Origin of the sequence: Geodermatophilus sp. CPCC 206100 (genome assembly GCF_048569675.1) — a bacterium.
Taxonomy (GTDB): domain Bacteria; phylum Actinomycetota; class Actinomycetes; order Mycobacteriales; family Geodermatophilaceae; genus Geodermatophilus.
The window spans coordinates 88,920-115,198 of record NZ_JAQISV010000017.1 but is presented as its reverse complement, the minus strand read 5'-3'; the positions used below and the strand labels follow the sequence as shown (position 1 = coordinate 115,198).

The window sequence follows — 26,279 nt, the reverse complement described above, 5'->3', positions numbered from 1 at the left end:
GTCCATGGTCCGCGACCCCGCGGCGACCCGCCCCGTCAGCGGGCGTAGACGGCGACCTCGGAGGCCTTCACCGCCGCCCACACCGCCGTCCCCGGCGCCAGGCCGAGCTCGGCGAAGGCGGTCGCCGTGACGTCGGCGACCAGCGGCACCTCGCCGTCCAGCTCGCACCGGACGGTGGCGCCGTGCGGGGTGGCCGAGACCAGCCGCAGCGGCCAGACGTTGCGCGGGCTGCCCTGCGGCCGGGCGGGGAAGAGCGCCACCGACTCCGGCCGGACGGCGACGAACACCGGCCCGGCCGCCTCCTCGGCCACCGCCACCGCGCCGCCGCCGTCCAGCCGCACCGTCGTCCCCTCCCCCGTGCCGGGCAGCAGCGCCAGGCCGACCAGCCGGGCGACGTAGTCGGTGCGCGGGTGGCGGCTGACGTCGGCCGGGGTGCCCGCCTGCACCACCCGCCCCTCCTCGACGACGACCACCCGGTCGGCCAGCGCCATCGCGTCGACCGGGTCGTGGGTGACCAGCACCGTGCTGCCGGCGTAGTCGCCCAGGTGCCGCCGCAGCTCGGCCCGGACGGCCAGCCGGGTGCGCGCGTCCAGCGCCGACAGCGGCTCGTCGAGCAGCAGGACGGCGGGGTCGCCGACCAGTGCCCGGGCCAGCGCGGCCCGCTGCGCCTGCCCGCCCGACAGCCGGCCGGGCCGCCGGTCGCCGAGCTCGGCCAGCCCCACCCGGTCCAGCCACGCCGCGGCCGCGGTGCGGGCCGCCGCCTTCCGCGCGCCGCGGGTGCGCAGCCCGAAGGCGACGTTGTCGACCACCGTCAGGTGCGGGAAGAGCAGGTGGTCCTGGAAGACCATGCCCAGGAGCCGCCCGTGCGCGGGGCGGTGCACGCCGGCGGCCACGTCGTCCCACACCTCGCCGTCCACGGTGACGCGGCCGCCGTCGGGGGGCAGCAGCCCGGCCAGCACGCGCAGGAACGTGGACTTCCCGGCGCCGTTGGGCCCGAGGACGGCGAGCACCTCGCCGTCGGCCACCTCGACGTCCAGGTCGACGGTCACCCCGCCCCGCGCCACCCGCACGGTCGCCGCGAGGGTCACGGGGCGGCCCGCGAGAGCCAGCGGTCGCGCAGCAGGAGCAGCGTGGCCAGGGAGACCGCGAGGAGCACCAGCGAGAGGACGATCGCCGCCTCGGGCTCCCGCTGCAGGGCCAGGTAGACGGCCAGCGGCATGGTCTGCGTCGTCCCGGGGAAGTTGCCGGCGAAGGTGATGGTGGCGCCGAACTCGCCCAGCGCCCGCGCCCAGCACAGCACCGCGCCGGCCGCGATGCCCGGGGCGACCAGCGGCAGGGTGACCCGGCGGAACGTCGTCCACCGGTCGGCGCCGAGCGTGGCTGCGGCGTCCTCGAACCGGGCGTCGGCGGCCCGCAGCGCCCCCTCGACGCTGACGACGAGGAAGGGCATCGCGACGAACGTCTCGGCGATGACCACCGCGGTCGTGGTGAACGGGATGGTGACGCCGAGGGTCTCGTCCAGCCAGCGGCCGACCAGGCCCTGCCGGCCGAGCACGAGGAACAGCGCCACCCCGCCGACCACCGGCGGCAGCACCAGCGGCACGGTGACCAGCGCGCGCAGCACCGACCGGCCGCGGGCGGTCGACCGGGCCAGCACCCACGCCAGCGGGACGCCGAGCACGAGGGAGACCGCGGTGGCCAGGGTCGCGGAGACCAGCGACAACCGCAGCGCCTCCCCGACGGCCGGCTCGGCCAGCTGGGCCGGCAGGTCGCCCCACGGTGCCCGCACGACGAGCCCGGCCAGGGGCAGCACGAGGAAGACGACCGCCACGACGGCCGGCACCAGCAGGGGCAGCGGAACGCCGGCTGCCCGCCGCGAGGCCCTCACGGGGCCCGGAAGCCGGCGTCGGCGAGCGCCCGCTGCCCCTCCTCGGACCGCACGAGGTCGACGAAGGCGGCGGCCGCCTCGGGGTTGGGGGCGTCGGCGAGGACGGCGATCGGGTAGTCGTTGACCGCCTGCTCGGCCTCGGGGACGGCGATCCCCTCCACCGCGCCCCCGGCCGAGGCGACGTCGCTGGCGTAGACGAGGGCGGCGTCCACCTCGCCCAGCTCGACCTTGGTGAGGGCCGCGCGGACGTCCTCCTCCAGGGTGTCGGGCCGCGCGGCGACGCCGGCCGCCGCGAGCACGTCCTCGGCGGCGGCGCCGCACGGCACCTCCGGCGCGCACAGGGCCACCGCGAGCTCGTCGCGGGCGAGGTCGGCCAGCCCGGTGACACCGCCGGGGTTGCCGACGGGGACGGCGATCTCGAGCACGTTCGTGGCGAACACCGCCGGGTCGCCGTCGGCCAGCCCCGCGTCGGTCACCACCGCCATCTGCGCCTCGTTCGCCGAGGCGAAGACGTCGGCCGGTGCGCCCTGGGTGATCTGGGTGGCCAGCGCGGAGCTGCCGGCGAAGTTGAACCGCACCTCCAGGCCGGGCTGCCGGTCCGCCAGCTCCTCCCCCAGCGACGTGAAGACGTCGGTGAGCGAGGCGGCGGCGAAGACCGTGACCGTGCCGGGGACCCCGGTGTCGCCCGCGGGGCCGCCGGCGGCGGTCCCCGAGCCGCACGCGGTCAGTGCCACCGCCATCGCCATCGGCAGCACGGCGGGCCCACGCCTGGCCATCGGACCTCCCGTTTGCCGGACCGCTGGATCGCCGTCCGCGCGTGCGGGACCCTAGCCTGCGTCGGCCCGCGTCTGCGTGCCCGTGCCGGGTGACTCGTCCGAAGGTGCGGCCGCGCTCAGGGGACGTCGACGCTGACCTGGGTGGCCTTGACCGTGGCCACCGCCCGGACGCCGACGTCCAGGCCGAGCTCGTCGGCCGCCTCCCGGGACATCAGCGAGACGAGCCGGAAGGGACCGGCCTGGATCTCCACCTGCGCCATGACGGTGTCCCGGACGACCCGCGTGACGATGCCGGTCAGCCGGTTGCGGGCCGAGGAGTGCCGCGTCGCGCCAGGATCGGGGGCCTCGTGCAGCTGCGCGGCCACCCGCGCGAGGTCGGCGCCGTCGACCTGCGCCGGTCCGCTGCCCACCCGCCGGGCCGGGAGCCGGCCGCCGTCGATCCACCGGCGGACGGTGTCGTCGCTGACGCCCAGCAGCTGCGCGGCCTCGGCGATCCGGTAGGCAGGCACGGCCGCGCAGCGTAGCCGTGCGGGGAACGTGCACCCCTGTTCGTGCACAGGGCGGGCGCCGTCCCCAGGCCGCCGCCGGTCCGCGCGGCCCGGCCGGACAGCATGGTCGGCATGGGGAGCCCGACTGCCGACGACGCCTGGGTCCACGAGCTGCTGCTGCGGGGGGACTGGCTGACCGACCCCGCGCACACCGGGGCGACGGCGGCGGCCCTGGCCGCCCGGGACCCCGGGGTGGACCGGGACGGGAGCGCGACGCGGGCGCTGCTGTCCGCGCTGGCCGGCGCGTGGGAGAAGGGGTGGCAGCCGGCCGACGTGGCGCACGCGGTCGGCCGCGCGGGGACCGTGCGCGCCCGGCGGCTGGCCGTCGCGCTGATCGGGGAGGACGCCCGCGGCAGCGAGGCCGCCACCCGGGCGCCCGAGGCCTGGCTCGGGCAGCTGCGCGACCTCGGCGCCCTCGGGCCGGGCGACCCTGCGGTCGTCGGCGTCTGGCACCGGGCCGAGGGCCGGCCGGCCGCCGAGGCGTGGCGGGTGGTCCTGGGGGTGGCCACGACGCTGCGCACGCTGGCGCGGATCGACCAGCTGGTGCCGCCGCCGTCCCGCTGGGGCGCCGGGGCCGCGCGCCCGGAGGCCGCCCGCGGCGCGGACGACGCCCGGACGCTGCGGCGCATCCGCGGGCTGCTGGCCAAGGCGGAGTCCAGCGACTTCCCCGACGAGGCCGAGGCGCTGACCGCGAAGGCCCAGGAGCTCATGGCCCGCCACGCGCTGGACGTGGTCCTGCTGGACGCTGCGGGGCAGGACGGGGGCACGTCGGGCCGGGGGTCGGTCGGCACCCGCCGGGTGCACGTCGACGAGCCCTACGTGCGGGCCAAGACGCAGCTCCTGAACGCCGTCGCCGACGCCAACGGGGTGCGCCTGGTCTGGTACCAGGGCCTGGGCATCGCCACGCTGGTCGGTGCGCCGGCCGACCTGGACACCGTCGAGCTGCTGTTCACCTCTCTGCTGCTCCAGGTGGCCCAGGCGCTGGCGTCGGCCGAGGCGCACGCCGGGCAGCGCGAGGCGTCCCGCTCCTTCCGGCGCGCGTTCCTGCTGGGCTACGCCCACCGCGTCGGCGAGCGGCTGCGGACCGCCCGGGAGCGGGCGACGGCGCAGGCGGCCGCCGAGCGCGGTGCCGACCTGCTCCCGGCGCTCCGCGCGCGGCAGGACGCCGTCGACACGGCCTTCGAGGAGCTGTTCCCGCGGGTCCGCAGCAGCCGGACGCGGGGGTCGGTGGACGGCGGCGGCTGGTACGCCGGGCGGGCTGCGGCCGACCGCGCGGACGTCGGCCCGCGCCGCCCCTCCGTGCGCTGACCGCTCCGCTCCCGCTCAGCGTCTCCCCGACGTCCCAGCGGCCGAGGCGTTCCCGCGGGAACGCCGGTCGGCACCTCCTCGTGTTCCCCCACTCGCGCGGGCGCCCTGCCGGCTCTCGCCGCTGACGCTCGCCCCTCCTGATCGGCGAGCCGCACCCTCGTACCTCCCTCCATCCACGTGCCGCGTTCCCGCGGGAAACGTGCGCCGCTCACCAGCGCAGTTGTGTCGGTAGGGCCCGCTAGCTTCCGAACACACGTTCGAGGAGGCCAACCATGTCAGGCACGACTGCGGAGCACCCGTCCGGCTCACCACTGCCCGAGCTGGCGCTCGCCATCACCGCCGGAGCGGTGCGGATGGCGGCGGCGACCGCCGCCTGGCTGCGGCTCGTCGCCGAGTTCGACGAACGCGGCGGCTGGGAGGGCGTCGGCATCCGCTCGTGCGGGCACTGGCTGGCCTGGCAGTGCGGGCTCTCCCCCGGCGCGGCCCGTGAGCACGTCCGCGTCGCACGGACACTCCGCGAGCTGCCCCGGATCGAGGCCGCCTTCGCCGCCGGGCGGCTGTCCTACTCGAAGGTCCGCGCCCTCACCCGGGTCGCCGCCCCCGACTGCGAGGAGGCGCTGCTGGAGTTCGCCCGGTGCGCCACCGCGTCGCAGACCGAGCGGTTCTGCCGGCAGTGGCGACGCGTCGACGACGCCGAGGCCGCTGCCGAGACCCGGGAGGCCAGCCTGGCGTTCGAGCACTGGACCGACGACGACGGCGTCCTCACGCTCGAGGTGCGGATGCCCGCCGAGGCGGGTGCGGCGCTGATGGCCGCCATCGACTCGCTGGCCGAGCGGGAGGCGCGCCGCGAGCGCGCGCAGAACGTCAAGGCCGCGGCGCGCCACGCGGCCGTCCGCGCGGGGGGCGGCACCGTCGACGCGGAACTGGCCCGGCGCTGCGCCGAGGACCACGCCGCGGGGCTCGCCCGTGAGCGCACCGCGGCTCGCCGCATCGCCGCGTTGTCCGTCCTGGCCGAGGCGAGGGTGGGCCTCGACCGGCGGCCCGGGGACCCGCCGCGCCGGGAGGTGGTGGTGCACGTCGACGCCGGGGTCCTCGCCGAGGACGAGGCCGCGGGCCGGGCGCACGTCGAGGGCGGTCCCGCGCTGTCGGGCGCCCAGGCCCGCCGGCTCCTGTGCGAGGCCACGGTCGTGGCGATGCTCGAGGAGGGCCGCGAGCCGCTCGCCGTCGGCCGCCGCAAGCGCCGCGCCACCCGGGCCCAGCGGCGCGCGCTGCTGCGCAGGGACGGCGGGTGCGCCCGCCCGGGCTGCCCTGAGACGCGCATCGAACGGCTGCACGCCCACCACATGCGGCACTGGCTCTTCGGCGGGCGCACCGACCTGGCCAACCTCGTCCTGCTGTGCGACGCCGACCACGGGCAGGTCCACGACCAGGGTCTCGTCGTCGCCCGACAGCAGGGACGGTTGGTCGTCACCGCACCCGACGGACGGCGGGTGTGGGGCACCGCCGACGCGGCCTTCCGGAGCGGACTGGCCGGCCTCACCGCCGGCCCCGCCGACCCGACGGCCGAACTTGACCGCGCACACGCCCACGCCGGAGCCCAAGCCAGAGCCGGAGCTGACCGACCCGAGATCCCCGGCGAGGACGCGTTCACCGGCGTCCACCCCCTCGACACCGCCGTCGGCCGTCGCCCGCTCGACGCGCCGCCGTCGAGGCCGGTTCAGGGCGAGCGTCGGACCTCCGGCCGGGCACTCCTCCGCAGGTCCGCCGTCCGGCGCCGGCCACTGCCGGTGAACGTGCCCAGTCGCCGGGATGCGCGCCCCTCCGGTCGCGCCGCAGCACGCCCCGGACCCGCCGGCCGGTCGCGGGACCGCACGACCCCGCGACCGCCCACCGGCGGTCCGTCCCCGGCGGCCCTCAGCGCGCGGATGGACGCCGCGCTCTTCCCCGGCGGGCCGCCCCGCTTGCCGGCCACGCTCCAGGACCACCACGACCGCATGGACCTCGAGTGGGCGGTGAGCGTCCTCATGGGCCACCGCGAGTTCGTCCGGCGACTCGCGACGGAGGCGGGTGTGCCGGCGACGAGCTGAACGGCGCGCGGTGTGGTCACGTTCCCGCGGGAACACCGGCCCGCGCCGCCGGTCCCGGGACCGTGCCACCGCCGGTCCCCGGGACCGTGACCCGATCCACGCGGCCGTTTGCCGATCTCGGGCCATGGGCAGCGGGTGCCGGTGCCCCGCACCGATCAGACGAACCCCGCCGGGGCCTCCGCCTCCGTCCGCACCCGTCGCATCCGCGAGGTCGCGCACGACCTGCTCGGCTTCGAGGACTTCCGGCCCGGCCAGGAGGAGGCGATGCAGTCGGTGGTCTCCGGGCGGGACACGCTCGCGGTGCTGCCCTCGGGCGCCGGGAAGTCCGCCGTCTACCAGGTCGCCGGGCAGCTCACCGACGGTCCGGTGCTGGTGGTCTCCCCGCTGATCGCCCTGCAGCGCGACCAGGTGGACCGGCTCGACGAGCTGGACGGGCTGGACGGCCGGGCCGCCCAGCTGAACTCCGCCCTGGGCGTCGGCGACCAGCGCGCCGCACTCGAGGGGCTGGGGGACGGAACGGTCCGCTACCTGTTCCTCGCCCCCGAGCAGCTGACCAAGCCCGAGGTCGTCGAGGCCATCGCCGTGAGCCGCCCGGCGCTGTTCGTCGTCGACGAGGCGCACTGCGTGTCGGCCTGGGGCCACGACTTCCGCCCCGACTACCTGCGGCTCGGCGCGGTGATCGAGCAGCTCGGCCACCCGACGGTGCTCGCCCTCACCGCCACCGCCGCGCCCCCGGTGCGCGCGGAGATCCTCGAACGGCTCGGGATGCGCGACCCCCGGACCGTCGTCGCCGGCTTCGACCGCCCCGAGATCCGGCTGGAGGTCGAGCAGCACGCCGACGCGCACGGCAAGCAGCAGGCGGTGCTCGACCGGGTGCTCGCGGAGGTCGGCGAGGGCCACGCTCCCGGCATCGTCTACAGCGCCACGCGCAAGGGCACCGAAGAGCTGGCCGGCGAGCTCACCGAGCGGGGCCTGCGCGCCCGCGCCTACCACGCGGGCTTGCGCAAGGGCGACCGCGAGGACGCCCAGCGCGCCTTCATGGACGACGAGCTGGACGTCGTCGTCGCGACCACCGCCTTCGGCATGGGCATCGACAAGCCCGACACCCGCTTCGTGGTCCACGCCGAGCCGGCCGACTCGATCGACAGCTACTACCAGGAGATCGGCCGCGCCGGGCGGGACGGCGAGCCCGCGCTGGCGGTCCTCGTCTACCGGCAGGAGGACCTCGGCCTGCGCAAGTTCTTCGCCGCCGGCGTGCCCGCCGAGGAGGAGCTACAGCAGGTGGCCGGCCTGGTGGGCGCCGCGGAGGCCGCCGGGCTCGAGGACGGCGTCGCGGTCAAGCAGCTCCGCGAGGAGACCGGCCGGGGCGCCACCCCGCTGGCCCGCGACCTGAACCTGCTGGAGCAGGTGTCGGCGGTCGTCCTCGACGAGGAGGGTGCCGCCCACCCGGCCGAGGGCGCCCCGAGCCCGGGCGAGGCCGCCGCGGCCGCCCGCGAGCTGGCCGAGCACCACGAGCGGGTCGACCAGAGCCGCGTGGAGATGATGCGCGGCTACGCCGAGACCACCGAGTGCCGACGGCAGTTCCTGCTGGGCTACTTCGGCGAGCAGCTCGAGCAGCCCTGCGGCAACTGCGACAACTGCTCGGCCGGGTTGTCCCAGGAGCAGCCCGGCGAGGACGAGGACACCCCGTTCCCCGCCCAGGCGCCCGTCCAGCACGCGGAGTGGGGCCCGGGCGTGGTCATGCGGGTGGAGGACGACCGGGTCGTCGTCCTGTTCGAGGAGGTCGGCTACAAGACCCTGGGGCTGGCCGCCGTCCTCGACAACGACCTGCTCGAACGACGCGACTGAGTGACTTCGGCGCCCGAAGTGCCCGCTCGCCCTGCGGGCCGCGGGCGTCCGGGCCCATGATCACCACAACGGAACCGGGCGCAGCCTGCCCGGCGGAGGGAGTACACGGGTGAAGGTCCTGGGCATCAACGCCATCTACCACGACCCCGCGGCGGCGCTCGTCGTCGACGGGCGGATCGTGGCGGCCGCCGAGGAGGAGCGGTTCAGCCGGCGCAAGCACGGCAAGCGCCCCCTCCCGTGGAGCGCGTGGGAGCTGCCCGAGCTGTCGGCGGCCTGGTGCCTGGCCGAGGCCGGCATCCGCCCCGAGGAGCTCGACGCCGTCGCCTACTCGTTCGACCCGGCGCTGATGGGCACCCCGGAGGAGTCCGGGCTCTTCGACGACGGCGACGTCATGCGCAAGGTGTACGCCGAGAAGGCGCCGAGCTTCCTCGCCTCCGCGCTGCCCGGCCTCGACCCGGCCAAGGTGCGCTTCGTCAAGCACCACGTGGCCCACGCCGCCTCCGCGGGCCTGGCCGCCCCGACGCCGAGCAACGCGGTGCTCGTCCTCGACGGCCGCGGTGAGGCCCACAGCCACCTGGCCGGGCGCTACGTGGACGGGCAGCTGGAGGTCCTGGCCGGCCAGGCGCTGCCGCACTCCCTCGGGCTCATGTACGAGGACCTCACCGACCACCTCGGCTTCCTGCGCAGCAGCGACGAGTTCAAGGTCATGGCGATGGCCTCCTACGGCAAGCCGCGCTTCCTCGGCGACCTGAGCGAGCTGATCCGGGCCACCGACGACGGCGGGTTCCGCACCGAGAAGATCGACTTCTCCGAGTTCGCGCCGCGCCTGGGCAAGGGCGACGACTGGACCCCGGACCACGCCGACCTCGCCGCCTCGGTGCAGCAGCGACTCGAGGAGGTCATGCTCGACCTGGCCCGGTGGCTGTACGAGCAGACCGGCGAGCGCACCCTCACCCTGGCCGGTGGCACCGCACTCAACTGCGTGGCCAACACCCGCATCTACGCGGAGACCCCGTTCGAGGACGTGTGGGTGCAGCCGGCCGCCGGCGACGCCGGCACGGCGCTGGGCAGTGCCCTGCACGTGGCCCGCGTCCTGGGCGAGCAGACCGAGCCGATGCCCGGCGCCGACCTCGGCCGCGGCTGGTCCGACGACGAGATCGAGCAGTGGCTGCGGACGGCGGCCATCGACTACGAGCGCCCCCGGGACGTCGCAGACGCGGTCGCCGAGGTGCTGGCCGACAACGGGATCGTCGCCTGGTTCCAGGGCCGCAGCGAGTACGGCCCGCGGGCGCTGGGCCACCGGTCGCTGCTGGCCCACCCCGGCTACGAGGCCAACCTCGAGCGGATGAACGACGTGAAGGGCCGGGAGCAGTTCCGCCCGGTGGCGCCGATGGTGCTGGCCGAGCGGGCCGCCGACATCTTCAGCCGCGGCCCGATCCCGTCGCGGTACATGCTCTTCGTGCACGACGTGCACCCGGAGTGGCGCGAGCGCATCCCGACGGTCACCCACGTCGACGGGACGGCGCGGATCCAGACGGTCGACCGCCGCGAGGAGCCGCTGGTGGCCCGCATGCTCGAGTGCTTCGAGCGGCGCACCGGCCTGCCCGTGGTGGTGAACACCAGCCTGAACACCGCCGGCCGGCCGATGGTCGACGACCCGCGCGACGCCTTGGAGTGCTTCGGCTCCGCGCCCGTGGACCTGCTGGCGATCGGCCCGTTCGTCGTCCGCCGGCCCCGGCCGACCGTGCGCTGACCCGCCGGCTGCCCGGCTCGGACCGCCAGGTCACGGGGCCGGGCACCGGCAGGTATCGGTTCGGCAACGGTGTCGCCCGGGCGGGTGAGTGTCGTTACCCCGCTTCGACCGGCGGGTATTCCTCGATCGGGCCGTCCAAGACCGGGCGGGCCCACGAGGGACCATGGGAGGACACCATGTCCGCAGCACGAAACTCCGCCGGTGCCGGCCGGGGGGCCATGACCTGGCCGCAGATGCTGGCGCTCGCGTTCGGCGCGATCTACCTGCTCATCGGGATCATCGGCTTCTTCATCACCGGCTTCGGGGACTTCTTCGGCAACGAGGCCGGGACGCCGCACCACGTGGACGCGAACCTGCTCGGCTTCATGATCAACCCGATGCACAACGTCGTGCACATCCTCATCGGCGTGGCCGGGCTCGCCCTGTCCCGCACGCTGGCCGGCGCGCGCACCTACGGCTGGCTGCTGGCCGTCGGCTACGGCGCCGCCTTCCTCTACGGCGTCTTCGCCGTCGGCAAGGAGTGGGACTTCCTCAACCTGAACTGGGCCGACAACATCCTGCACCTGGTGACCGCGATCGTCGGTGTGGTCATCGCCGTGGGCCCGGTCCGGACCGCCGTCGACCACCGGAGCGGCCGGCTCTGACGGAGGACCCCCGGACGACCGGGGCGATCGGAGGCCGGGTCCCAGCGGGGCCCGGCCTCCGCCGCGTCCGGGCCCGGAACGGCCCTCTACGGTGCGGCATGGACTTCTCCCTCTCCGCCCGAGCCGACGACGTCTGCGGCCGGATGTGGGACTTCATGCGCGAGCACGTCTTCCCCGCGGAGCCGGTCTACGACCAGTGGCGCGCGGCCCGCGGCCACGACGACCACGGGCACCCGCCGGTCCTCGAGGAGCTCAAGGCCGAGGCCCGCCGGCGGGGCCTGTGGAACCTCTTCTCCCCCGACCTCTCGGGCCTGAGCAACCTCGAGTACGCCTCCGTCGCCGAGATCATGGGCTGGAGCCCGACGATCGCCCCCGAGGCCACCAACTGCGGCGCGCCCGACACCGGCAACATGGAGACGCTCCAGCTGTTCGGGACCCCCGAGCAGAAGGAGCGCTGGCTCGAGCCGCTGCTGGCCGGCGAGATCCGCTCCGGTTTCGCGATGACCGAGCCGGACGTCGCGTCGTCGGACGCCCGCAACATCCAGACCTCGATCGTGCGGGACGGGAACGACTACGTCGTCAACGGCCACAAGTGGTGGACCAGCGGCGCCGCCGACGAGCGCTGCCGGGTCTTCATCGTCATGGGCAAGACCGACCCGGACGGCGCTCCGCACCGGCAGCAGTCGATGATCCTCGTCCCGCGGGACACCCCCGGCCTGCGGATCGTGCGGCACCTGCCGGTCTTCGGCTACCAGGACCAGCACGGCCACTCGGAGATCGTGTTCGACGACGTCCGCGTGCCCGCGTCGAACCTGCTCGCCGGGGAGGGCGACGGCTTCGCGATCGCCCAGGCGCGGCTGGGCCCCGGGCGCATCCACCACTGCATGCGGGCCCTGGGCATGGCCGAGCGGGCCCTCACGCTCATGACCGCGCGGGCCACGAGCCGGGTCGCCTTCGGGCGGACGCTGGCCGAGCAGGGCACCGTCCGCGAGCTGATCGCGCTGTCCCGCCTCGAGATCGACCAGGCCCGGCTGCTCGTCCTCAAGACCGCGGACCTGATCGACCGGTACGGCGCCAAGGGGGCGCGCACGGAGATCGCCGGCATCAAGGTGGTGGCGCCGCGGGTGGCCTGCGAGGTCATCGACCGCGCGATCCAGGTGCACGGCGGCGCCGGCGTCAGCGCCGACACCGTGCTCGCCCGGTTCTACGCCTCGGCCCGCACGCTGCGGATCGTCGACGGGCCGGACGCCGTCCACCTGCGCTCGGTGGCGCGGGAGGAGCTGGCCCGCGAGCGGCCCTTCGTCGGCTGAGCGCGGTCCCCGGGATCGTCGGACCCCCGTGCCAGGGTCCGCCCGTGACCCCGAGCGGACCCGTCCTCGTCCTCGGCGCGACCGGCACCACCGGCCGGCGGGTGGGAGCTGCCCTGCGGACCGCCGGGGCCGGCGTGCGGCCGGCCTCCCGCAGCTCGCCGACCCGGTTCGACTGGACGGCGGCCGAGACGTGGGAGCCCGCCCTCGACGGCGTCGGCGCGGTCTACCTCATGGCGCCCGACGGCGTCGCGGTGGACGAGCGGTTCGTCCGGCTCGCCGTCGCCTCCGGCGTGCGCCGCATCGTGCTGCTGTCCAGCGACGCGGTCGAGGAGATGGGGGACGCGCGGCTGCTCGACGCGGAGCGGGCGGTCCGGGAGTCCGGTGCCGAGTGGACCGTGCTGCGGCCGAGCTGGTTCGACCAGGACTTCGACGAGGGCGTCTTCCGCGACGCCGTCCTCGCCGGGGAGCTCGCCCTGCCCCTCGGCGACCTCCGGCAGGCGTTCGTCGACGCCGACGACATCGCCGCGGTCGCGGCGGCGGCGCTCACCACCGACGGCCACGCCGGGCAGACCTACCAGGTCCAGGGGCCGCGGGCGCTCTCCTTCGCCGAGGCCCTGGCGCTGGTCAGCCGGGCCAGCGGGCGCCCGGTCCGGTTCGCCGGCGACCCCGCGGAGTACCGCGCCGCCCACCTCGGCTACGGCCGGGACGAGGCCGAGGTCGACGCGGAGCTGGCGGCCTTCGCGGCGCTGCGCGCCCGCGGGGACGACGAGCCGGGGGACGCCGTCCGGCGGGTCACCGGCCGGGATCCGCGGAGCTTCGAGGACCACGTGCGGGCGGCCGCCGAACGCGGCGCCTGGCGCGGGTGAGGGTCAGGGGGCGAGGGTGCCGCCGAACCCGCCGCCGGCCAGCTTGGCCATGAGCTGGGTGCGGTCCAGGCCGACGGCGTCGAGGGCGTCGGCGTCCCGGTCGGTGTCGATGTCGTCGGGCAGCCGGGCCGCGACCTTCTCGGCCGTGTCGTTGTCGCCCTCGGTGCGCAGCACCCGGAGCAGCTCCTGCTTGTCCAGCTTCACGGCCGACCTCCGCTCGGTCCTCCGACAGTCGCCGTCCAGCGTGAGGGGCGTTGCGCTGACCTGCAACGCAGCCGGGCGGCACCCGCCGCTCAGGAGCGCTGCGACCGCCGGTACAGGAGGGCCGCCACCGCACCGAGGACGCCGCCGAGGAAGAGCTGCGCGACCCCGACACCCGCCCGCCCGCCGGCGAACCAGGTCGGCGACGACACCAGGAGGACGACGGCGACCCCCGCGACCAGCAGGGCCACCTGGCGCTCGCGGGGTGCCGCCGGTCGGGGAGTGCCCATGGCCCCGACCCTAGGCGTGACCTCAGCGGGGCGTGACCTCGGCCGGGTGGGGCCGGCGGCCGGCCGCGCGCCGGGCCCGCTCGGCCGGCCAGCGCGCGATCACGTCGGACATCTCGGCCCGCAGGAAGGCCATGAAGTCGCGGGTCTCCGCCAGCCGCTGGCCGCCGGGCCGATCCGTGCCCAGCACCTCCAGGCCGCCGTCGATTGCCTGCACGAAGCGGTCCAGGCTGCTCAGCTCCGCCGTGACGAACCGCGACCACAGGTCGCGGTCGTCGAGGACGTAGAGGTCGCTGCGCGTCCCGGGCTCCCGCTCGCGGCTGAAGAAGCCGACCTGCACCAGGTAGCGGACCGCGCCGCTGATCGCCGCCGGGCTGACCCCCAGCCCGCGGGCGAGGTCCCCGGCGGTGTACCGGTCGGCGTCGTCGGCCAGGGCGTAGGCCAGCACGCGCGCCGGCATCGGCGCCATGCCGGCGTCCCGGAGGGTGAGCGCGAAGCGCTCGACGAACCGCAGCAGCGCGATCCGCTCGCCGCCCTCGACCTCGCTCACCCGGACCTCCCGCCCCGTCGCGTCGTGATCACGGTAACGGACGCATCGCGTTATCAACACTGTTCACATGTTCGTGAAACGTGTGTAGGTTCCGAGGTCATGGACAGCGCGATCGCCGTCTCCGGCCTCGTCAAGACCTTCGGCTCCACCCGCGCACTCGACGGCCTCGACCTGGAGGTGAGCACCGGCGAGGTGCACGGGTTCCTCGGTCCCAACGGGGCGGGGAAGTCCACCACCATCCGCGTCCTGCTGGGGCTGCTGCGCGCCGACGCCGGCCGGGTCCGCCTGCTCGGCGGCGACCCCTGGGCCGACGCCGTGGCGCTGCACGGTCGGCTGGCCTACGTGCCCGGCGACGTGACGCTGTGGCCCGGGATCACCGGGGGCGAGGCCATCGACCTGCTCGGCCGGCTGCAGGGCGGGCTGGACCCCGCCCGCCGCGCCGACCTGCTGGAGCGCTTCGCGCTCGACCCGCGGAAGAAGGCCCGCGCCTACTCCAAGGGGAACCGGCAGAAGGTCGCACTGGTCGCCGCGCTGGCCTCGGACGCCGAGCTCTACGTGCTCGACGAGCCCACCTCGGGGCTGGACCCGCTGATGGAGGCGCTGTTCCAGGAGGAGGTGCGCCGGCTGCGCGCGGAGGGCCGCACGGTGCTGCTGTCGAGCCACATCCTGGCCGAGGCCGAGGCGCTGTGTGACCGGGTGAGCATCATCCGGCACGGCCGCACGGTGCAGAGCGGCAGCCTGTCCGAGCTGCGCCACCTCACCCGCACCACGATGACCGTCGAGACCGCGCGGCCGGTCAGCGGGCTGGAGACGCTGCCGGGGGTCCACGACCTGGCCCGGTCGAACGGGCGGGTCCGGTTCGACGTCGACTCCGACGCCCTGGACGCCGTCGTCCGGCACCTGGGGGGCTTCGGCGTGCGCGCGCTGACCAGCACCCCGCCGACGCTGGAGGAGCTCTTCCTCCGCCACTACGGCGAGGACCTCGCCGAGGAGCGGGTCCCCGAGGCGGTGCGGTGATGAGCGCCGTGTCGCTGGCCGGAACGGGCACGCTGGTCCGCGCGACCCTGCGCCGCGAGCGCGTGCGGCTGCCGGTGTGGATCGCCGTCGCCGCCGGGCTGGTCGCGACGCAGTCGGTCTCCAGCCAGGCGGTCTACGACACTCCGGCCGACCTCGCCGCCTACCAGGCCTCGGTCGGCAGCAACGCCGCGACGATCGCGCTCGCCGGGCCGCCGGTGGGCCTGGACACCGTCGCGGGCGCGGTGGCCTTCGAGATCTCCGCCTTCGTCGTCCTCGTCACGACGCTCATGGTCATGACCACGACCGGGCGGCACACCCGGGGCGACGAGGAGGCCGGGCGCACCGAGCTGCTGCGGGCCACCCGCGTCGGCCGGCACGCCCCCGTGCTGGCGGCCGTCCTGGTCTCGACGCTGGCCTGCGTCGTCACCGCGGTCGCGATCGGCGCGGTCGCCACCGCCACCGGGCTGCCGGCCGGGGGCTCGTTCCTGCTGGGCGCCTCGGTCGGCGCCGCGGGTCTGGTCTTCACCGGGGTCACCGCGGTCGCCGCCCAGGTCACCGGGTCGCTGCGCGCCGCCTACGGCATCGTCGGCACGGTCTTCGCCGTGGCGTTCGTGCTCCGCGCCGTCGGGGACATCGAGGGCAACGCGCTGGTGTGGACCTCGCCGATCGGCTGGGCGCAGGCGGTGCACCCCTACTCCGGGAACCGCGCCTGGCCCCTGCTGGTCTGCCTGGCCGCCACCGCCGTCCTCCTGGCCGCCGCAGTCGCACTGCTCGACCGCCGCGACCTCGGCGCCGGCCTGCTCGCGTCCCGGCCGGGCCCCGCGTCGGCGCCGCGCTCGCTGCTCTCCCCGCTCGGGCTGGCGTTCCGGCTGCAGCGCGCGGCCCTGTTCGGCTGGACCGCGGGCCTCATCCTGCTCGGGCTGGTCTACGGCGCCCTCGCGGAGTCGGTCGAGACGCTGTTCGCCGACAACCCCGAGGCGCGGGCGTTCCTGCCCGACGCCGACAGCCTGGTGGACGCCTACCTGGCGACGACGCTCGCGATCAACGCCCTGCTCGCCGGCGCCTACGCCGTCTCGGCGGTGCTGCGGGCGCGGGCCGAGGAGTCCGCGGGCCGCGCCGAGCCGGTCCTCGCCACCGCGACCAGCCGCGCCGCGTGGCTCGGCAGCCACGCGGCCGTCGCGCTGCTCGGGTCGGCGCTGCTCGTGCTGGCCTCGGGCGCGGCCATCGGCGCGGTGCGGGCGGCCGCGACCGGGGACCCCGCCGAACTGGGGCGCCTGGTCGCAGCCGCCCTGGGCCACCTCCCGGCGGTGTGGGTGCTCGCCGGGGTGGCGCTGGCCCTGACCGGGCTGCTGCCCCGGGCGGCGGCCGCAGGGGCCTGGACGGCGGTCGCGTACGTCGCGGTCACCACGCTGCTGGCCGGGTCGCTCGACTGGCCGGGGTGGATCGACGACCTGTCCCCGCTGAGCTGGACACCGGCGGTGCCGGTCGAGCCGGAGCGGGCGCTGCCGCTCGCCGTCCTCACCGCCGTCGCCGCGGGCCTGGCGGCTCTGGGGTTGGCCGCCTTCCGCCGGCGGGACCTCGTCCCGGGCTGAACGGCTCTCAGTCGGCCTTGTTGGGGGGCTCCCCCTGCGCGACCGCCTCCTGGGCCTGGACCGGGTCGTAGGCGCAGGCGTCCCCGACGTCGGCCACGGCCTGCGGGTCGCCGTCGGTGCTGCCGGCCGGCGGCGGGCCCGGGTCGGCCGGCGGCGGGCCCGGGTCGGCCGGCGGCGGAGGGCTGCCGGTCCCCGGGGCGCCGTTGGCCGGGAGGTCGCCGGCCGGGGAGTCGTCGGCCGGCGCCGGCGGGGCCAGCGCCTCCTGCACGAGCCGGCGCATCTGGTCGTAGTCCGGATAGGCCGGGTCGATCAAGCTCGTGTCGAAGACGACGCTGCGCACCTCGGCGTCCTTGACCAGGAAGCCGAGGTCGACGAAGTCGTCGAGCGCCGACCGCGGGATGTCGGTGCTCACGATGTCCTGCGTGGTCGCGGCCAGCTCCTGGTAGCGCTGCAGCAGGGTGCCCGGCTCGGCGGCGTCGATGATCGCCGAGATCGTGCAGCGCTGGCGGGCCATGCGGTCGTAGTCGGTCAGCCCGTACCGGCCGCGGGCGAACTGCAGCGCGCGGAACCCGTCCATGTGCTGGTCCGGACCGGGCTCGATGTAGTCGTCGGGGAGCTCGCCGGTGCCCGGGTCGCCGTTGATCGGCACGAAGTAGTTGACGTTGACGGTGATGCCGCCGAGGGCGTCGACCAGCCGGCTGAAGCCGTCGAGGTTGACCAGGACGAAGTAGTCGACGGGCAGCCCGAGCGCCTCCCCGACCCCGAGCTTGAGGAAGTCGGCTCCCGGGTCGTCGGTCGCGCCGAGGATCTCCGGGTGGTCGGCCGGCCCGTTGCGGTAGACGGCGTTGAGCAGGCTCTCGCTCTCGCTCTGCGCGGACTCGAAGCCGTCGGGATAGGCCTCGGCCAGCGGGCTGCCGGGCGGGAAGGGGAGGTCCTGGAGGTTGCGCGGCAGGCTGAACAGGGTGGTGTCGCCGGTGTCGGTGTCGATGCTGGCCAGGATCACCGTGTCGGTCCGGACCCCCTCCCGGCCCTCCCCGCCGTCGCCGCCGAGCAGCAGCACGTTGACCCGCTCCTTGTCGCCGAACGGGTCGGGGACGTCGACCACCGTCGCGGACTCCCGGTCGTCGGCGAAGAGGCCGTCGATCAGGCCGCGCTGCGCCACCGCGACCTCGGCGACCTTGTACGCCGGATAGGCGATCCCGGCCAGCAGCGCCAGCACCACGACCGCACCGAGCAGGTGCCGGCTGCGCGGCGTCCGCCGGGGCACCAGGGCCCGGTAGCCGCCGATGACGACGGCCATCCACAGCAGCGCGCCCACCAGGACCCCGCCGAGCAGCCAGGTGAGCGACGCGGAGTCGACGGCGATGCGCGCGGCGGTCTGCCGCCCGCCGGTGGCCAGCCACACCGCGCCGCCGACGACCAGGAGGAAGAGGACGAGGACGACCGCACCGAGCCGGCGGCGCCCGGCGGCCAGGAACGCCGTCCCCGGGACCAGCGCGCCGACGACGGTCATCGCCAGGGCCGTGGAGAAGTGGCGCGCACCGGTGGGCTCCCCCTCGGCGCTCCCCGGGAGCGGGGGCAGCGGACGCGACGGCCCGATCGGCCGGGTCTCGTCGGCGTGGTCGGTCACGTGCCCACTCTCGCTCGGCCCTGCCCGGTCATCCCGCCATGGTCCCACCCCTGGCCGCCCCGCCGCGCCGTCCTACCCGCTCCACCTGGGAGGACACCCCGCGCCGGCTGGGAGCCCGGTGTGGGGCCGCTCTCCGGGCCGGCGCACCGGGCGGTGGACCGGCCGCGCGCTCCGTAAGGTCGGTCCACGTGCGACTGGCCACCTGGAACGTGAACTCCATCCGCAGCCGCGCCGACCGGGTGGTCGCCTGGCTGCAGCGCTCGGACGTCGACGTCCTCGCGCTCCAGGAGACGAAGTGCCGCGACGACCAGTTCCCCGAGGCCCGCTTCACCGAGCTGGGCTACCAGGTCGCCCACGTCGGCCACTCGCAGTGGAACGGTGTCGCGGTGCTGTCCCGGATCGGCCTGGACGACGTCGAGATCGGCTTCCCCGGCCAGCCCTCCTGGGGCGACGACCCCGCCACCGAGGCCCGCGCGCTGGGCGCCACCTGCGGCGGCGTCCGGGTGTGGAGCCTGTACGTGCCCAACGGGCGCACCCTGACCGATCCGCACTACCAGTACAAGCTGCAGTGGCTGGCGGCCCTGCGGGAGACGGCGGCCGGCTGGCTGGCCGACGACGCCGCCGCGCCGGTGGCCCTGGTCGGGGACTGGAACATCGCCCCGCAGGACGACGACGTGTGGGACGTGCGGGTCTTCGCGCACTCCACGCACGTCTCCGAGCCCGAGCGCGCCGCGTTCCGCGCGATCGTGGACGCCGGGTACGCCGACGTCGTCCGGCCGCACACCCCGGGCCCCGGCGTCTACACGTACTGGGACTACACCCAGCTGCGCTTCCCCCGCCGCGAGGGCATGCGGATCGACTTCGTGCTCGGCTCCCCCGCCCTCGCCGCGCGCACCACCGGCGCCCGCATCGACCGGGAGGAGCGCAAGGGCAAGGGCGCCAGCGACCACGCCCCGGTCGTGGTCGACCTCACGGACTGAGGGGCACCGGGCCGGTCGGTCCCGGTGTTGTACCTGACGATGACCGCCCCGGCTGCTCCCCGTCCCCGCCTCTGGACGCCGTCGCGCGTCCTGGTCACCCGCTCGGCCGCCGAGCGCCCGCACGGGCAGCGGATCCTGGCTCGCCTCGAGGCCGCCGGCGTCTCCGACGTCGAGCTGCTGCGCAGCGACCGGCTGCCCAACCTGCGCGGCGACGGCGACCGCGCGGCGTTCATGCGCGCGAAGGACACCCTGGCCGTGGTCGTCGGCGCTCCGTCGCGCCGCCGCCTGCAGCCCATCCCGCCCTCCGCCGACTGGCGCTTCGACCTGGCCGAGGGCTGTCCGGCGCACTGCCAGTACTGCTACCTGGCCGGCTCTCTGACCGGGCCGCCGATCACCCGGGTCTTCGCCGACCTCGACGAGGTCCTGGCTGGGCTCGACGCCCACGTGGGGCGGGGGTCGGTCACCACGGGCACGGCCGGGCGCGGCGCCGAGGGGACGACGTTCGAGGCCTCCTGTTACACCGATCCGCTGGCCATCGAGCACCTCACCGGCGGCCTCGCCGCGGCCGTCACCCACTTCGGCACCCACGACTGGCCGGGTCCGGTGCAGCTGCGGGCGACGACCAAGTTCGACGACGTGGCCGGCCTGCTGGACCTGCCACACCACGGGCGCACCCGGCTGCGCTTCTCGGTCAACGCGGCGTCGGTCGCCCGGCGGTTCGAGGGCGGAACGGCGCCGGTGCCCGCGCGGCTCGCAGCCCTGGCGGCGCTGGCGACGGCGGGGTGGCCGGTCGGGCTCACCATCGCGCCGATCATGCCGGTCGAGGGCTGGCGGGAGGAGTACGGCGACCTCCTCGACGCGGTGGCCGCGCTCCTGCCCCCGGACGCCGACCTGACCGTCGAGTGCATCACCCACCGCTTCACGCCCAACAGCCGGGCCACGCTCATCGAGTGGTACCCCCGCACGCGGCTGGAGATGGACGTGGACCGCCGGACGACCAAGCGCGGCAAGTTCGGCGCGGTGAAGCACGTCTACCCGCGCGAGACGATGGCCGGGCTGCGGAGCTGGTTCGAGGCCGCGCTGGCCGAGCGGCTGCCGCAGGCGCGGTTGCTCTACTGGACCTGACGGAGGACCGCGTCCCCCCCTCCTCGTAGGCTGGTCCCCCGTGCTCGTCCTGCTGCCGCCGTCGGAGACCAAGGCGCCGGGCGGCGCCGGCGCACCGCTCGACCTCGACGCCCTGGCCACGCCGGAGCTGACGCCGGTGCGGACGGAGCTGGCCAAGACGCTGGCCGACCTCGCCGCGGACCTGCCCGCCTCCCGCGCCGCGCTGGGGCTGTCCCCGCGGCAGGACGACGAGATCGCGCGCAACGCCGCGCTGTTCACCGGCCCGACGATGCCGGGGCTGGAGCGCTACACCGGCGTCCTCTACGACGCCCTCGACGTCCGCTCGCTGAGCCGCGCGCAGCGGGCGCGGGCCGACCGCCGGCTGGCGGTCGGGTCGGCGCTGTTCGGGCTGGTGCGCGGCGGCGACGCGATCCCGGCCTACCGGCTCTCGGCCGGATCCGCGCTCCCCGGCCTGCCGACCCTGCGGACCCTCTGGCAACCGGCGCTCGGGCCCGTGCTGGCCGCGGTCGACGACCTGGTCGTGGACCTGCGCAGCGGGTCCTACACGGCGCTGGCCCCGGTCCCCGGCGCGGTCACCGTCGACGTGCTCAGCGAGCGCCCCGACGGCAGCCGGAGCGTCGTCAGCCACTTCAACAAGGCGCACAAGGGTCGGATCGCCCGGCTGCTGGCCACCACCACGGCCGAGCCCGCGGACGTCGTCCGGCTGCGGGCGCTGCTGCGGAGGGCCGGGTTGCACGTGGAACACGACGGCCGCAGCGCCCTGACCCTCGTGGTCCCCGCCGCCTCCGCTGCGCGCTGATGAGTAACTCTCCGTCACGAGGTCCGTGACCTCCGTCAGGTTTCCTTGCCCGCAACCGATTCGCGTGGCATAACTGCGGGAGCGTCGCGTCTCGAACCGCCGGGGCAGGGCGCCCAGCCCGGCTGATGCCGGCCGAGAAGGGGTGCAGTGGCCGATTCCCCTCGGCGCGCCGGTGCCGTGCGCGCGCTCGACGCTGCCTCCGCGGCGGACGAGCTGCGCCGCGACCTGGCCCGGCTCCGCGCGGCCCGACGGCTGCGCGTCCCGCACGGCGGCAACCGCGCCATCGACCGGCTGGTGGACCTGGCGACCCGGCTGCTCGGGGCCGGCGCGGGGCAGATCTCGATCCTCGACGAGGTGCACACCGTGGCCGGCACGGCCGGGTTCCCGCCGGACGCCGCCCTCGGCGAGTCCCCGCTGACCGACTCCCCGTGCAGCATCGCCGCGGCGGCCGGGGAGACGCTGGCCGTCCCCGACGCGCGCGCCGACGTCCGCCTCCGCGACCTCCCGCCGGTCCGCGCGGAGATCGTCGTCGCCTACCTCGGGACGCCGCTGACCGACAGCGGGGGTCACGTCGTCGGCGCCCTGTGCGTGTTCGGCCCGGAACCGAGGGAGTGGTCCGGCAGCGACGTCGCCACCCTCCGCCAGCTCGCCGAGTCGGTCGTCACCGAGCTGGAGTACGCGGCGCTGGCCGGCGAGTACGAGCGCCAGCACGCGCGCTGGACGCTGGCCATGGACGCCGGTCGGGTCGGCACCTTCGACTGGGACCTGCGCACCCGCGAGCTGGTCTGGGACGAGCCGCTCCTGGCGATGTTCGGCTACACGGCCGAGGACTTCCCCGCCACGATCGAGGGCTTCGCCGCCCGCGTGCACCCCGACGACCTGCCGCGGGTCTACGAGGCGCTGCAGACGTCGATCGAGACCGTCGGCGAGTACGAGGCCGAGTACCGCGTCGTGCGTCCCGGCAACGACACCCGCTGGGTGCAGGCCCGCGGCCGGGCCCTGGCCGACGGGGACGGGACGGCGGTCCGGCTCCTCGGCGCGGCCTTCGACACCACCGAGGAGCGCGACGGCCAGTCCCGCGTGAGCCGGGTGCTCGAGGCCATGCCGGCCGGCTTCTACTCCCTCGACCGGGAGTGGCGGTTCACCCACGTGAACGCCGAGGCCGAGCGGCTGCTGGGCCGAACCCGCGACGAGTTGCTCGGGCGGGTCCTGTGGGAGGCGTTCCCGGCGGCCGTCGGCAGCGCGTTCGACGAGAACTACCGCACCGCCGTCCGGACCGGGGTGCCGGTCACCTTCGACGCCTACTACCCCGTGCCCCTGGACGGCTGGTACGAGCTGCGCGCGTGGCCCAGCCCCGAGGGCCTGTCGGTCTACTTCCTCGAGGTCACCGAGCGGCGCCGGGTGCGCGAGCGGGCCGAGCGGACCGCCGCGCGGCTGGCGCTGCTGGCCCAGGTGAGCGCCGAGCTGGCCGGCACGCTCGACGCCCAGACCGCGACCGGTCGCCTGCCCCGGCTCGTCGTCCCCGCGGTGGCGCAGTGGTGCATCGTCACCGTCGTCGAGGCCGACGGGCGCCCGCGGGACGTCGGCCACTGGCACGCCGACCCGTCGGCCCGCGCGCTGGTCTCCCGGTACGCCGCCGTCCGGCTGGACGCGATGCCCGCGACGTCGCCGGTCGCCCGGGCGCTGCTCACCGGCGAGCTGGTCCGGGCGTCCGGGGCCGAGGTGACCGCCCTGCTGGCGCCGGGCGAGGCCCGGGACCTGCTCACCGCCCTGGCCCCCGAGGCGGCCGTGGCCCTGCCGTTGCGCGGGCGCGGCCGCACCCTCGGGGTGCTCACGCTCTACTTCGGCCGGGGCGTGCCGGTGACCGACGAGGACCTCGCCACCGCCCAGGACGTCGCCGATCGGGCCGGCCTGGCGCTGGACAACACCCGGCTGTACGCCCAGCAGCAGCAGCTGGCCGAGGGCCTGCAGCGCAGCCTGCTCACGAAGCCGCCGGAGCCCGACCACGCGGAGATCGCCGTGCGCTACCTGCCGGCCGTCGAGGCCGCGCGGGTCGGGGGCGACTGGTACGACGCGTTCCTCCAGCCCGGCGGGGCCACGATGCTGGTCATCGGCGACGTGGTCGGCCACGACACCGAGGCCGCGGCGGCGATGGGCCAGCTGCGCGGGCTCCTGCGCGGCATCGCCACCTACAGCGACGCGCCGCCGGTGGAGGTGCTGCGCGGCCTGGACGCCTCGATGTCGCTGCTGCAGACCCGGGTGCTGGCGACCGCGGCGGTGGCCCGCTTCGAGCAGAGCGCCGACGAGCGCCGGCGCGGGGTCACGCGGATGCGCTGGGCCAACGCCGGGCACCTGCCGCCGCTGGTCATCAACCCGGACGGCAGCGTCGCGGAGCTGGCCTCCTGGCGCGGCGACCTGCTGCTGGGCGTCGACCCGGGCGCCCGGAGGCAGGAGTCGGTGGTCACCCTCGACCGCGGCGCGACCGTGCTGCTGTTCACCGACGGCCTCGTCGAGCGGCGGGACGCCGACCTCGACGCCGGCCTGGTGCGGCTGCGGGATGCCCTGGTCGAGCTGGCCGGGCTGCCGCTGGAGCAGCTGCTCGACGAGGTGCTGGAGCGGCTGGTCGACGGCCGCCCGGAGGACGACGTCGCGCTCGTCGCGGTCCGGCTGCACCCGCAGGACGAGCCGCGTCCGGCCGAGGCGGGGCCCAACGACGTCCCGGACGTCGTGCCGGAGGACCCGGCCTCCTGACCCGGGCTCCGGTGCCGTCCGGAGGACGACGGCGTTGTGGCAACCTCGTGCGGTGACCGCCACCACTGACGAGCTCTGCCTGCGGCCCGCCACGGAGCTGGCCGGGCTGATCCGCACCCGGCAGCTGTCGGCCCGGGAGCTGACCGACGCCTGCCTGGACCGGATCGAGCGGATCGGCCCGCAGCTGAACGCCATCGTCACGCTGGACCCCGACGGCGCCCGGGCCGCCGCGGACGCCGCGGACGCCGCCCTGGCCTCGGGCGCGGAGGTCGGCCCGCTGCACGGGCTGCCGGTCGCCCACAAGGACACCCACGCCACCGGCGGCATGCGCACCACGTGGGGGTCGCCGCTGCACGCCGACACCGTGCCGGCCGAGGACGAGCTGGTGGTCGCGCGGCTGCGGGCGGCGGGCGCGATCCGGGTGGGCAAGACCAACACCCCGGAGTTCGCGGCCGGCTCGCACACCTTCAACCCGGTCTTCGGCGTCACCCACAACCCGTACCGGCACGGGCTGTCGGCGGGCGGCTCCAGCGGCGGGGCGGCCGCGGCGCTCGCGGCCGGCCTCGTGCCGCTGGCCGAGGGCAGCGACATGGGTGGCTCGCTGCGCAACCCGGCGGCGTTCTGCAACGTCGTCGGGCTGCGGCCCACCCCCGGGCGGGTGCCGACCTGGCCGGCGCCGATCGGGTGGTCGCAGCTGTCGGTGCAGGGGCCGATGGGCCGCACCGTGGCCGACGTCGCGCTGACGCTGTCCGCGGTGGCCGGGCCGGACCGGCGGGTGCCGATCTCGCTGGGCGACCCCGGGGCCCCCTTCGCCGCGCCGCTGCCCGAGCGGCTCGACAGGCTGCGGGTGGCCTGGGCGCCCGACCTGGGCGGCCGGATCCGGGTCGATCCGGCGGTCACCGCGGTGCTCGCGGAGACGGTCGGCGTGTTCGAGGAGCTCGGGGCGACGGTGACGGCCGACTGCCCCGACCTGTCGGGCGCCGACGACGTCTTCGGCACGCTGCGGGCCTGGCTGTTCGACGCCGCGTACACCGACCTCGCGCGGCAGCACCCGGGCCAGGTCAAGGAGGCGATCCGCTGGAACGCCGAGATGGGCGCGAAGCTGTCCGGGACCGACGTCGCCCGCGCGGAGATGGCGCACACCGCGCTGTACGAGCGGGTGGTGGCCTTCTTCGACCGCTACGACGTCCTGCTGGCCCCGACCACGCAGGTGCTGCCGTTCCCCGTCGAGCAGGAGTACCCGACCGAGATCGGCGGGCAGCCGCTGGAGAACTACCTGGAGTGGATGCGCGCCTGCACGCTGATCACCCCCACCGGGTGCCCGGCGCTGTCGGTGCCGGCCGGCTTCACCCCGGACGGGCTGCCGGTCGGGCTGCAGGTGATCGCCGCGCCGCGGGCCGACCGGCGGGTGCTCGAGGTGGGGCACGCCTTCGAGCAGGCCACGCGCTTCGGCGAGCGCCGTCCGCCGCTCTGAGCCCGCCGGTCACCGATGAGTCTGCGGCGGCCGGGCCGTCTGATCGGCATGACGCTGGACCCGGGCCCGCAGAGCGCAGACGAACAGCACATCGCGGAGGTGACCGCGCGCTACCGCCGCCGGGCCGACGCCTTCGAGGCGACGGTGACCGCGGTGGCCGACGCCGACTGGGCGCGGCCCTCGCCGTGCGCGGACTGGAACGCGCGCGACGTCGTCGGCCACATCGTGGACATGCACGCCGTGATGCTGCGGCCCTACGGGCGGACGCCGGCACCGGCCCCCACCGTCGACGAGGACCCGCTGGCGGCCTTCCGCGCGGCCCGGCACGAGGTGACCGCCCTGCTCGCCGACCCGGAGCTCGCCACCCGGACCGTGGAGAGCCCGGCCGGCACGATGGCCGGCGTCGACATGGTCGACCAGGTCGCCAGCGCCGACCTGGTGCTGCACCGCTGGGACCTCGCCCGCGCCACGGGGCAGGACGACACCATCGACCCCGAGGAGCTCGAGCGCATGTGGCCCGGGCTCCAACAGATCCCCGACGTCATGCGCCAGCCCGGCGCCTTCGGGCCCGGCGTCGTCGTCTTCGGCCCGCTGGTCGAGGTGCCGGACGACGCGCCGCTGCAGGACCGCGCGCTCGGGCTGGTCGGCCGCGACCCCGCCTGGCAGCCCGACCGCTAGCGAGGCCGGGGAAGAGGCACAGGCGCCCGCACCAGCGCCTCACCCGAAATTGGTGAATGAGAGAACCGGGCAGTTTCGTCACGGCGAAGTCGTCATTACCCGGGGCCGCGGGCAACGAGCGCGGCCACCACCGGTGACAGGCGTTCCACTGCGCGCGGCGCGGCCTC

At 76.1% G+C, this 26,279-nt stretch carries 23 protein-coding genes; 15 read left to right on the top strand and 8 right to left on the bottom strand.

Going from position 1 to position 26,279, the window contains the following annotated elements:
• Positions 1-35 precede the first annotated feature (35 nt).
• From PGN05_RS10390 to PGN05_RS10375, 4 genes are all read right to left on the bottom strand, one after another.
• Positions 36-1,088, bottom strand: a complete 1,053-nt coding sequence (locus PGN05_RS10390; protein WP_419752460.1) for an ABC transporter ATP-binding protein — start codon at positions 1,086-1,088, stop codon at positions 36-38.
• Positions 1,085-1,888 (bottom strand): molybdate ABC transporter permease subunit, encoded by an 804-nt coding sequence (gene modB, locus PGN05_RS10385; protein ID WP_419752459.1) that lies wholly within the window; start codon positions 1,886-1,888, stop codon positions 1,085-1,087. Before modB ends, PGN05_RS10390 begins: the two co-directional genes overlap by 4 nt.
• Complete coding sequence (modA, locus tag PGN05_RS10380; RefSeq protein WP_419752458.1) at positions 1,885-2,664, bottom strand: molybdate ABC transporter substrate-binding protein; 780 nt, start codon at positions 2,662-2,664, stop codon at positions 1,885-1,887. Before modA ends, modB begins: the two co-directional genes overlap by 4 nt.
• A gap of 116 nt (positions 2,665-2,780) precedes the next feature.
• Positions 2,781-3,173, bottom strand: coding sequence for a TOBE domain-containing protein (locus tag PGN05_RS10375; RefSeq protein WP_419752457.1), 393 nt, complete (start codon positions 3,171-3,173; stop codon positions 2,781-2,783).
• Between the two features lie 111 nt (positions 3,174-3,284).
• On the opposite strand from PGN05_RS10375, the gene PGN05_RS10370 reads away from it, so the two are divergent.
• The 7 genes from PGN05_RS10370 to PGN05_RS10340 all read left to right on the top strand — a co-directional run bounded on the left by PGN05_RS10370 (position 3,285) and on the right by PGN05_RS10340 (position 13,028).
• Positions 3,285-4,520, top strand: a complete 1,236-nt coding sequence (locus PGN05_RS10370) for a DUF2786 domain-containing protein (RefSeq protein WP_419752456.1) — start codon at positions 3,285-3,287, stop codon at positions 4,518-4,520.
• A gap of 272 nt (positions 4,521-4,792) precedes the next feature.
• Entirely contained in the window at positions 4,793-6,607 is a 1,815-nt protein-coding gene (locus PGN05_RS10365; protein WP_419752455.1) for a DUF222 domain-containing protein, read from the top strand.
• 141 nt (positions 6,608-6,748) lie between these two features.
• Positions 6,749-8,455 carry a RecQ family ATP-dependent DNA helicase gene (locus tag PGN05_RS10360; RefSeq protein ID WP_419752454.1) on the top strand — a complete coding sequence of 569 codons (1,707 nt, stop codon included), beginning with the start codon at positions 6,749-6,751 and terminating at the stop codon, positions 8,453-8,455.
• A 109-nt stretch (positions 8,456-8,564) separates the two neighbouring features.
• Entirely contained in the window at positions 8,565-10,208 is a 1,644-nt protein-coding gene (locus PGN05_RS10355; protein ID WP_419752453.1) for a carbamoyltransferase, read from the top strand.
• 176 nt (positions 10,209-10,384) lie between these two features.
• Entirely contained in the window at positions 10,385-10,852 is a 468-nt protein-coding gene (locus tag PGN05_RS10350) for a DUF4383 domain-containing protein (protein WP_419752452.1), read from the top strand.
• Between the two features lie 98 nt (positions 10,853-10,950).
• Positions 10,951-12,162, top strand: coding sequence for an acyl-CoA dehydrogenase family protein (locus PGN05_RS10345; RefSeq protein ID WP_419752451.1), 1,212 nt, complete (start codon positions 10,951-10,953; stop codon positions 12,160-12,162).
• Positions 12,163-12,206: 44 nt separating this feature from the next.
• Positions 12,207-13,028 carry an NAD(P)H-binding protein gene (locus PGN05_RS10340; RefSeq protein WP_419752450.1) on the top strand — a complete coding sequence of 274 codons (822 nt, stop codon included), beginning with the start codon at positions 12,207-12,209 and terminating at the stop codon, positions 13,026-13,028.
• Positions 13,029-13,031: 3 nt separating this feature from the next.
• On the opposite strand, the gene PGN05_RS10335 is transcribed toward PGN05_RS10340, so the two are convergent.
• The 3 genes from PGN05_RS10335 to PGN05_RS10325 form a co-directional block, all read right to left on the bottom strand.
• Positions 13,032-13,232, bottom strand: coding sequence for a hypothetical protein (locus PGN05_RS10335; RefSeq protein ID WP_419752449.1), 201 nt, complete (start codon positions 13,230-13,232; stop codon positions 13,032-13,034).
• 89 nt (positions 13,233-13,321) lie between these two features.
• Positions 13,322-13,519 carry a hypothetical protein gene (locus PGN05_RS10330; RefSeq protein ID WP_419752448.1) on the bottom strand — a complete coding sequence of 66 codons (198 nt, stop codon included), beginning with the start codon at positions 13,517-13,519 and terminating at the stop codon, positions 13,322-13,324.
• A gap of 22 nt (positions 13,520-13,541) precedes the next feature.
• Positions 13,542-14,066, bottom strand: coding sequence for a GbsR/MarR family transcriptional regulator (locus PGN05_RS10325; protein WP_419752447.1), 525 nt, complete (start codon positions 14,064-14,066; stop codon positions 13,542-13,544).
• Positions 14,067-14,165: 99 nt separating this feature from the next.
• On the opposite strand from PGN05_RS10325, the gene PGN05_RS10320 reads away from it, so the two are divergent.
• Both PGN05_RS10320 and PGN05_RS10315 read left to right on the top strand, forming a co-directional pair.
• On the top strand, positions 14,166-15,083 hold the full coding sequence (locus tag PGN05_RS10320) for an ATP-binding cassette domain-containing protein (protein ID WP_419752446.1): 918 nt from the start codon (positions 14,166-14,168) through the stop codon (positions 15,081-15,083).
• Positions 15,083-16,675, top strand: coding sequence for an ABC transporter permease (locus tag PGN05_RS10315; protein WP_419752445.1), 1,593 nt, complete (start codon positions 15,083-15,085; stop codon positions 16,673-16,675). Before PGN05_RS10320 ends, PGN05_RS10315 begins: the two co-directional genes overlap by 1 nt.
• 7 nt (positions 16,676-16,682) lie before the next feature.
• On the opposite strand, the gene PGN05_RS10310 is transcribed toward PGN05_RS10315, so the two are convergent.
• Entirely contained in the window at positions 16,683-18,305 is a 1,623-nt protein-coding gene (locus tag PGN05_RS10310; protein WP_419752444.1) for an LCP family protein, read from the bottom strand.
• 188 nt (positions 18,306-18,493) lie between these two features.
• Between PGN05_RS10310 and PGN05_RS10305 the strand changes: the two genes are divergently transcribed.
• From PGN05_RS10305 to PGN05_RS10280, 6 genes are all read left to right on the top strand, one after another.
• Complete coding sequence (locus PGN05_RS10305; RefSeq protein ID WP_419752443.1) at positions 18,494-19,285, top strand: exodeoxyribonuclease III; 792 nt, start codon at positions 18,494-18,496, stop codon at positions 19,283-19,285.
• A 24-nt stretch (positions 19,286-19,309) separates the two neighbouring features.
• The gene (locus tag PGN05_RS10300; protein ID WP_419752442.1) at positions 19,310-20,410 is read left to right on the top strand and encodes a radical SAM protein; all 1,101 of its coding nucleotides are present in this window, start codon (positions 19,310-19,312) and stop codon (positions 20,408-20,410) included.
• Between the two features lie 40 nt (positions 20,411-20,450).
• On the top strand, positions 20,451-21,209 hold the full coding sequence (yaaA, locus tag PGN05_RS10295; protein WP_419752441.1) for a peroxide stress protein YaaA: 759 nt from the start codon (positions 20,451-20,453) through the stop codon (positions 21,207-21,209).
• A 147-nt stretch (positions 21,210-21,356) separates the two neighbouring features.
• Complete coding sequence (locus PGN05_RS10290) at positions 21,357-23,960, top strand: SpoIIE family protein phosphatase (RefSeq protein ID WP_419752440.1); 2,604 nt, start codon at positions 21,357-21,359, stop codon at positions 23,958-23,960.
• A gap of 52 nt (positions 23,961-24,012) precedes the next feature.
• Positions 24,013-25,434, top strand: coding sequence for an amidase (locus PGN05_RS10285; protein WP_419752439.1), 1,422 nt, complete (start codon positions 24,013-24,015; stop codon positions 25,432-25,434).
• 48 nt (positions 25,435-25,482) lie between these two features.
• On the top strand, positions 25,483-26,112 hold the full coding sequence (locus tag PGN05_RS10280; RefSeq protein ID WP_419752438.1) for a TIGR03086 family metal-binding protein: 630 nt from the start codon (positions 25,483-25,485) through the stop codon (positions 26,110-26,112).
• Positions 26,113-26,279 lie beyond the last annotated feature (167 nt).